The sequence below is a fragment of the Bradyrhizobium valentinum genome, assembly GCF_001440405.1.
In the GTDB taxonomy this organism is placed as follows: Bacteria; Pseudomonadota; Alphaproteobacteria; order Rhizobiales; family Xanthobacteraceae; genus Bradyrhizobium; species Bradyrhizobium valentinum.
Genome location: NZ_LLXX01000100.1, coordinates 1 through 5,762 on the forward strand (window position 1 = coordinate 1; position 5,762 = coordinate 5,762).

A 5,762-nucleotide genomic window follows, 5' to 3' on the forward strand; every position below is an offset into this window, starting at 1 on the left:
GCGTTCACCGAGACAAAAAAGACTCAAATCCTTGGGTTTTTCAGCAAACTGCTAGACCATGCGGCTCGAACAATGCCACAATTTCCACGATTTTCGAAAGCTCGCGCTGAAGCGACTGCCAGGGCCGATCTTCAATTACATCGACGGCGGCGCGGACGATGAGGCCAGTCTTCGACGGAACAGCGCAAGCTTCGATCGCTGCGATCTCGTACCGAACGTGCTGCGCGGTGTGCAGGACATCGACCTGTCCGTGACGGTGATGGGCCAGACGCTTGCAGTGCCATTCTACTGCTCCCCGACAGCGCTGCAGCGCCTTTTTCATCATCGCGGCGAACGCGCGGTCGCTGCTGCGGCGGCAAAACACGGCACCCTGTTCGGCGTCTCGTCGTTAGGAACGGTCAGTCTTGAGGAGCTACGCAGAACGCACGACACGCCGCAAGTCTATCAATTCTATTTTCACCGAGATCGTGGCCTGAACAGGGCCATGATGCAGCGTGCCAAGGAGGCGGGGGTCGAGACCATGATGCTTACGGTAGACAGCATCACTGGTGGAAACCGCGAGCGCGACCTTCGTACCGGCTTCAGCATCCCCTTCAAATTGACGCTTGCCGGGATGACCCAATTCGCCATCAAGCCGATGGGGGGCATCAACTATTTCACCCACGAACAATTCACACTGCCGCAACTCGATGAGCATCTAGACATGAGTGGCGGCGCTATGTCGATCGGTCGCTATTTCACCGAGATGCTCGATCCCTCGATGAACTGGGACGATGTCGCCGAGATGGTACAGATCTGGAACGGACCGTTTTGTCTCAAAGGCATCATGTCGCCTGACGACGCAAGGAAAGCGGTCGAGATCGGCTGTGCAGGGATCGTCCTGTCGAACCATGGCGGCCGCCAGCTCGATGGATCGCGCGCCGCATTCGATCAGCTTGCCGAAATCGTCGATACGGTCGGCGACCGGATCGATGTGATGATGGACGGCGGCATCCAGCGCGGAACGCACATCATCAAGGCTCTGGGCGTTGGGCGCCAAGGCGGTAGGGATCGGGCGGTACTATCTCTACGCCCTCGCTGCTGCCGGAGAGGCTGGGGTCGAGCGGGCGCTGGCGTTGTTGCGTGGCGAGGTGGAGCGCGGCATGAAGTTGATGGGCTGCAAGTCTGTAGGCGAGCTATCGCGCGAAAATCTGCGCTTCAGATCCTCCTGAAAAACTCTGAATCGCAATACATCGGACCATGGGCTCATGTACCTGCCGTGAAAGAGCTTATCTAGTGATCTCGGACAGTACGAAGGTAAGCCACTCTGTGTTGAGGCGCATGCGCACCTCAGCTGCGGCCGCGGCACCGTGGCCCTCGTTTTCCTGGATTCGCAGTAAGGCTGGTTTGCCTTTCGCTTGTGCGGACTGGAGACGCGCCACTATAAATCGTCGTAGCCGTTCTGCTTGTTTTGAGCTCTCCCCTCCAGCCACCAGCCAAGTCCAAACTCTGAACCGCCCCTGATATGGGCGTGGACGAAAATACAACCGGCCTCAACCACGGTGGCCATGGCACCTGGGAATTCAGGGATGAGCGGACGATTGCTCGCCCCGTATGCGAAGATCAGTGCGGGACGCGGCCCGGTTTCCGTCCGTCTCTTTCCAACGACATGATAGCGCACAGGCGTGCCGTCCTTGGACCGCGCCGTGCCTCGGCATGCGGGCACTTCGGGATCAGGTGCGCGTGCAGGATCGAATGCACCTCGTTCTTGAGCCGCGTGCGATGCCGAACGACCTGGTAGCGCCGCGACACCAGCCTACGCTTGCGCTCTGTCTCCGCGTCAGGCGTTCAGCCCAGATGTAGACGTAGCGCTTGGCCGACAGATCGCGCTTCTGCCACGCGGCATGCTCGTCGAGGCAGCAGTCCTTCAAGCGGCCGATCGCGGAGGCCGACAACCCGGCAGCATGCTTGCCAAGCAGCGCCGCCAGCGCCTCGGAGAAGTCGCCGGTCGAAATTCCCTTCAGATAAAGGACCGGCGGCAGCGTCTCGATCGACTTCGAGCGGCGCATGTAGGGCGGCAGGATCGACGGCGAGAACCGGATGCGGCCAGGATCGGCAGTGACCTTGCCCCCCGGGCTTAATCCAGTTTGAAGTTCGTTCTGGCCCAAGGCGAGGACCAGAGCATGAAGCGCAGTCGTTTTACGGAAGAGCAGATCATTGGGATCTTGAAGGAGCACGAGGCCGGGGTTTCGGTTGCGGATCTGTGCCGCAAGCACGGCGTCAGCGACGCCAGCATCTACAAATGGAAGGCCAGGTTCGGCGGGATGGAGGTCTCCGAGGCCAAGCGGTTGAGGACGCTGGAGGACGAGAATACGAAGCTGAAACGGCTCCTGGCCGATGCCATGCTGGACAACGCGGCGCTGAAAGATCTCCTGGGAAAGAAGTGGTGACGCCCGCCGGAAGTTTCTCTTCCCGATAGAGCCGGAAGAGCTTCTTGTGGTTGATCAGGTAGCCTCCCGCTTGAGCAGAACGTATAGGCGTCGATAGCCGAAGCGGCGGCGCTCCTGGGCGATCGCCCGCATGCGCTGGCGAAGACCGATTCGTCGGCCCGGGTCGTCCGGTATCTCGTGGTCATGCGGCAACAGCCGATGGCTTCACACGCCCGCCGTTCGCTCATCCCGTGGGTGTCCACCAGATGAGCAACAACTTTCCGCTTTTGACGGTGCGCCGCCGTGGTGGCCGCAGGCGGGCGATCGGGACCAGGGCGCCGATGCTGGTTCCGATGACGTCGAACGACCGGTGGTCGCTTGACTTTGTGTCGGACCAGCTGACCGACGGCCGCCGTTTCCGCATCCTGACCGTCGTCGATGATTGTACCCGCGAATGCCCGGCGCTGGTGGCCGACACCTCGCTCTCCGGCATCCGCGTGGCGCGGGAACTGGACCGGCTGATAATCGAGCGCGGCAAGCCGAGGATGGTGGTCAGCGACAATGGCACCGAACTCACCAGCAACGCCATTCTTGCATGGGCGGATCACAGCCATGTCGCATGGCACTACATCGCGCCGGGCAAACCCATGCAGAACGCCTTCATCGAGAGCTTCAACGGTCGGCTACGAGATGAGTTGTTGAACGAGACGCTGTTCACGTCACTGACTCAGCCCGCGTCGCGCTTGGATGCTGGCGGGCCGACTACAACTGCGCATCAGAACACCCATCTGGCTATGTGATTGAAGAGAAGAGATTTTGTTGAGCGGGATGCGATCCCGCGGGGTATTTTGGGTTCTGTCGCGCTCGTTCGGCGATAGATTGTGCAGCAGTTGTTATCAGCCAAGTGCGGGCGAAGATCCAAGGACCATCCGGCAGAGGATGGATGGATTCGATCTCGCCGGCTTCAGCGGCCAGCCGGAGCGTCTTGGGCGCGATCTTCAGGAGCTTTGCGGCGTTGCCAAGGTTGAGCCATGGCTCGATCCCGTCCTCCGCGGGCTTGAACACCGGGATGTGGTAGTTCGAGCGCATTGATGTGACGCGCTCGCGGGTCCAGCGATTGCCGTTGCCGGTCTTGAGGCCGTTGCGATTGAGGAGGCCGGCAATCAGATCGTCGCTGGCGATCAGCACCAGTTGACGCACGGCCTGGATGATATCGGCAGAGGTGCTGTTGCGCTGTCCGCGCCGGCGCTTCGGCAAGCGCAACTCGCTGTGGGCGCCCCCCACCCAATGGACGATGAGAACGATCTCCGAGGCCGCGTCGTCGATATCGGCCACGACCTCATGGATGAGGGTGCGCACAATCCGCTTCTTGAGGCGAGCATCCGTCGTCGGCGCATCCCAGACCGTTTTGAGGTTCGAGACCAGAACGCCGAGCGAGGCTGGATCAGCAAGGGGTGCGGGCGTCGCCGCATCATGCATGGCGATCTTGGCCTCGACATCCGCCGCGTGAGCGAGCGCCCTGTTCCAGCGGGCTTCCAGCTCACTGGCCACCAGCCGGTTCGCGGGATCAGCGGCATCGTATTGCCGGAAGGCCCGGTCGGTGGCATAGCGCGCCGCTTCCAGATCGCGACTGAGCGCATCTCGCACCTGATCCCGCCGCTCCCTGGCTCCCTTGGCGGCAGCGGTTGCAGCGGCAATAGCGCCCGGGCCGACAACGCCAAGCAGTGCCTCCTCGATGGCGTCATCGACGCGCAGTCCGCCGAAGGCGATGCAGTGGGGCCCGCCATTGTCCATCCAGGCGCGGCTGCAGCTGTAGCGCGGGATATGGTGCTCCATGCCGGAGTACCGGAGTGTGAGCTTGCGACCGCGGCGGATCAGACCGGCCAGCAACGCGTCACCATGCTTGGGCGCGCCGTGATGCCGACCAGTGGGAACATTGCTGCTGACCATGGTGCGGATCGCCTCGAACCTCTCCCAGCTCACGTACCCGTCGTGGGTATTGGGCTTCAGCATCAGCCATCCGCGCCTTGCGGCGGATCTTCACGCTCACGCCCGCGGTGCTGTATCCCGCCGCCACAGCTGTCTTACCATAGGCATAGGCGCCGCCGTAGACCGGGTTCTCAATGATCCGGTGGATGGCAGAGTAGTTTGGTCGCCGCCAGGCCGTGTCGCCGTTGGTCTGCTTCACCGGCAGATCGAGATTGTACTCGTGGAGCCAGCAGAGCGCCTGTCGCGCGCTGCCCAGTTCCTCGACCTTGTCGAACACCAGCTTGATCGCTTCCTGGACACGCCGATCCGGGTCTTTCTCATAGCGGTCGCCGGCCTTCATGAAGCCGACGGGCGCCGCCACAACCAACTCGCCCCGGCGCGCCTTCTCGTAGCGGGCCGCGAGCGAGCGCTGGCGCAACAGATCCAGTTCGTACTCGTTGAGGCTGCCCTTGAGCCCGAGCAGCAGGCGGTCGTTGCCGTGCCTCGGCGCGTAGATGGTCTCCTGATCGATCAGAACGGTATCGACCACGCGGCACATCTCGATGAGTTGCTGCCAATCCCGACTGTTGCGAGCGAATCGCGAGACCTCGCGGGCGCAAACCGCACCAACCTTACCGAGACAGACCTCCGCTACCATTCGCTCGAAGCCGGCGCGTTGTACTCCGCCGGCGGCTGAACGACCGAGATCATCATCGATTACTTCGATCTCTGACCAACCGAGCGACGTTAGCCGGTCCCGCATAGCGTATTGCAGCGCGCTGCTCTCACGATTGTGCAATACTTGATGGGCCGAGGATTGGCGCACGTAAAAAAGCGCCTTGCGCTCCAGATGATGAGGCCGGACCTTGTCAGAGTTCATCATCGACCTCCTTCGCCGGCGGCGTCGCTGTCATCACAGCATGGTCGAGGATCAACTGCGTCATCAGGCTCGTGAGGGCCGCCCGCGCTTCCGCCGGCAGCTCCGGCCATGCCGGCGCGCCGATGGCGCCGTTCGACAGGCCGCTCCCGAACAGACCATCTGCTGCTGCGGGCGCGGTTGTCGATTGTGTCGGTATCCGCTCCCTGGCACTGCCGTCTGCCGTGACATGAGTCTCTCCCCGATTCTGGTCGTGAGAGGCTCTGGATGCGCTAGAAAGCAGGGCAGCTGATGGCGTTCGATCCTTCAACATCAGATCGAGAAGCGCAGAGAGCGCCGCAAGTGCGCCAATGCTGACAAACGGCTGAGCTGTCAAAGGCTCGGCGTCAGGGCATGCTGCCCGATCGAACATCCATGCTGGAACCTCCAACCATCGATCCGCTTGCGATCCATCTAGCAGTCTGCTGAAGAACCCCCTCGCCACGGAGTGGGCTTGATGATTCACTTTA

Annotated in this window: 4 protein-coding genes and 5 pseudogenes; 3 read left to right on the forward strand and 6 right to left on the reverse strand. The window is 61.9% G+C overall.

Going from position 1 to position 5,762, the window contains the following annotated elements:
* Positions 1 to 58: 58 nt before the first annotated feature.
* Positions 59 to 1,211 (forward strand): annotated as a pseudogene (locus CP49_RS14985) (alpha-hydroxy acid oxidase).
* Positions 1,212 to 1,420: 209 nt separating this feature from the next.
* On the opposite strand, the gene CP49_RS49240 reads toward CP49_RS14985, so the two are convergent.
* Positions 1,421 to 1,549 (reverse strand): prolyl oligopeptidase family serine peptidase, encoded by a 129-nt coding sequence (locus CP49_RS49240; protein WP_420807613.1) that lies wholly within the window; start codon positions 1,547 to 1,549, stop codon positions 1,421 to 1,423.
* A gap of 277 nt (positions 1,550 to 1,826) precedes the next feature.
* Positions 1,827 to 2,147, reverse strand: a pseudogene (locus CP49_RS42780) (transposase); the annotation flags it as partial.
* Positions 2,148 to 2,162: 15 nt separating this feature from the next.
* Here CP49_RS42780 and CP49_RS14995 point away from each other — a divergent pair.
* Positions 2,163 to 2,441, forward strand: a pseudogene (locus CP49_RS14995) (transposase); the annotation flags it as partial.
* Here CP49_RS14995 and CP49_RS42785 read toward each other — a convergent pair.
* Positions 2,440 to 2,695 (reverse strand): annotated as a pseudogene (locus tag CP49_RS42785) (IS3 family transposase); the annotation flags it as partial. The pseudogenes CP49_RS14995 and CP49_RS42785 sit on opposite strands and share 2 nt — an antisense overlap.
* Between CP49_RS42785 and CP49_RS15000 the strand changes: the two are divergent.
* Positions 2,693 to 3,192, forward strand: a pseudogene (locus tag CP49_RS15000) (integrase core domain-containing protein); the annotation flags it as partial. The pseudogenes CP49_RS42785 and CP49_RS15000 overlap by 3 nt on opposite strands.
* 8 nt (positions 3,193 to 3,200) lie before the next feature.
* On the opposite strand, the gene CP49_RS47320 reads toward CP49_RS15000, so the two are convergent.
* Genes CP49_RS47320 through CP49_RS15010 form a run of 3 tightly spaced genes read right to left on the reverse strand, consistent with a single transcriptional unit; the run spans position 3,201 to position 5,665 of the window.
* Positions 3,201 to 4,421, reverse strand: coding sequence for a hypothetical protein (locus CP49_RS47320; RefSeq protein WP_245310694.1), 1,221 nt, complete (start codon positions 4,419 to 4,421; stop codon positions 3,201 to 3,203).
* On the reverse strand, positions 4,303 to 5,256 hold the full coding sequence (locus tag CP49_RS47325) for a recombinase family protein (RefSeq protein WP_245310695.1): 954 nt from the start codon (positions 5,254 to 5,256) through the stop codon (positions 4,303 to 4,305). Before CP49_RS47325 ends, CP49_RS47320 begins: the two co-directional genes overlap by 119 nt.
* Positions 5,246 to 5,665: a hypothetical protein gene (locus CP49_RS15010; protein ID WP_057851002.1), complete on the reverse strand. Its 420-nt coding sequence runs from the start codon at positions 5,663 to 5,665 to the stop codon at positions 5,246 to 5,248. Before CP49_RS15010 ends, CP49_RS47325 begins: the two co-directional genes overlap by 11 nt.
* Positions 5,666 to 5,762 lie beyond the last annotated feature (97 nt).

Coding starts and splice junctions, on each gene's coding strand:
- CP49_RS47320 (WP_245310694.1), bottom strand. CDS start 4,421: ATGCTGAAGCCCAATACCCACGACGGGTACGTGAGCTGGGAGAGGTTC.
- CP49_RS47325 (WP_245310695.1), bottom strand. CDS start 5,256: ATGAACTCTGACAAGGTCCGGCCTCATCATCTGGAGCGCAAGGCGCTT.
- CP49_RS15010 (WP_057851002.1), bottom strand. CDS start 5,665: ATGTTCGATCGGGCAGCATGCCCTGACGCCGAGCCTTTGACAGCTCAG.
- CP49_RS49240 (WP_420807613.1), bottom strand. CDS start 1,549: ATGGCCACCGTGGTTGAGGCCGGTTGTATTTTCGTCCACGCCCATATC.